The organism is Pseudovibrio sp. POLY-S9, from assembly GCF_001431305.1.
Lineage (GTDB): Bacteria > Pseudomonadota > Alphaproteobacteria > Rhizobiales > Stappiaceae > Pseudovibrio.
The window spans coordinates 22,217-23,529 of the sequence record NZ_LCWX01000239.1 but is presented as its reverse complement, the minus strand read 5'-3'; the positions used below and the strand labels follow the sequence as shown (position 1 = coordinate 23,529).

The following is a 1,313-nucleotide window of genomic DNA, read 5'->3' as shown; positions in this document are numbered from 1 at the left end:
CTGCTGTCTGACAGTCCAGAGCGGCGGGCGCAGCTGGACGCGTTCTCTCGTATTGATGAAAAGATGCGTTTGCCTGAAGGGGAAAGCCAGGCAGGCAAGGCTGCCCGGATCATTTTGGAAACGGCTGGAGTTTCAGCTTAGGTGCTTTTGAAAGTGATTCATTAAATGGGTGTAGCTCTTTGAAAACCAAGAGTCATTTGGAGTTGCGCTTAAAGTGATGCTTTAAGCGCAGGGTGTTCTCCTCAGTGCTTGTTTAATGCAGTGAAAGAGTACACCTCGAACGGCTTATCTAGTTTTTCTCGAGTGTATTAATCAATTTATTTATTTTTGACCTTGATGGCCCCTCTGCAGGTGCCATCTGAGAACAGTCCAGTCGCTTCTTTGTCTCCGATCAGTCCGGTCGTCGTTATGGTTAGGTGAACGGGTGTTTGGCTGTCGTCATCTGGAAAGAGAACTTCATATCGGCTTTCGATGGAAAAGATGCCTTCGGTCACATTGATGCTTCGTGAAGCTACTGTGATGTCATGGCCTTTGTCGGTCATACGTTTGATGGAAAACTTTGTAGAGTCGGGGTGATCTCTTGTTGCTAACTCCTCACCGTATCGTTTCAAACAGATGTCGTCTGGCGCGCTTCCATTGATCATAGAGACATTGGAGAAGGTGATTATGTTGTCATTGAAATGCAGCTTCTCGATTATCGCTTGTGCAGAGGTGCTTGCGATGATCAGCGCCAGTGCGTTGAAAATGGCCAGGAAGAGTATTTTCAACGTTCGCTCCATTACGTCATTATTGGTGAGTTGAGATGGCCCGTATCATTACACTTATGGTTCCAATACCTTGATGTGCAGTGTTCCGCGGCAGGTGCCGTCGGAGAAAACGCCGGACGCTTCCTGAGTGCCGACCAGACCTGTTGCAGCGAGTTCCACGTCAACAGGTGTTTTGGTTTCATCTCCCGGGAAAATGATCTCGTACTCGTTCTCGATTGAGAAGATGCCCCCGCTGACGCTGCCACCCATGGCGATGACCAGAATGTCGTGGCCTTTGTCCGTGCCGCGTTTAAGCGTGTCATTGGTGGAGTCCGGGTGGTCCTTGGTTGTGAAGCCTTCACCGTAGCGCTTTTCGCAGGTTCCATCATCTGGACTGCCGTCTGTCATGGAGAGATTGGAGAAGGTGATTGTTTTATCGCCGGGCCCCAGCCTTTGTGCGACGGCCAGAGCAGCGGTGCTGGTGATGGCCAGTGCCGTGAAGGCGATTGTGGTCAGGAGCAGTGTTTTCATTGTTTTATCCGTCCCGTATCGTTGGGTGGTATGACG

2 protein-coding genes are annotated in these 1,313 nt (G+C 50.3%); both read right to left on the bottom strand.

What is annotated here, in order from left to right; all coding sequences use genetic code 11:
* Positions 1–317 precede the first annotated feature (317 nt).
* Positions 318–767, bottom strand: coding sequence for a hypothetical protein (locus tag PPL9_RS26470; RefSeq protein ID WP_208989652.1), 450 nt, complete (start codon positions 765–767; stop codon positions 318–320).
* Between the two features lie 54 nt (positions 768–821).
* Entirely contained in the window at positions 822–1,277 is a 456-nt protein-coding gene (locus tag PPL9_RS26465) for a hypothetical protein (RefSeq protein WP_057465519.1), read from the bottom strand.
* Positions 1,278–1,313 lie beyond the last annotated feature (36 nt).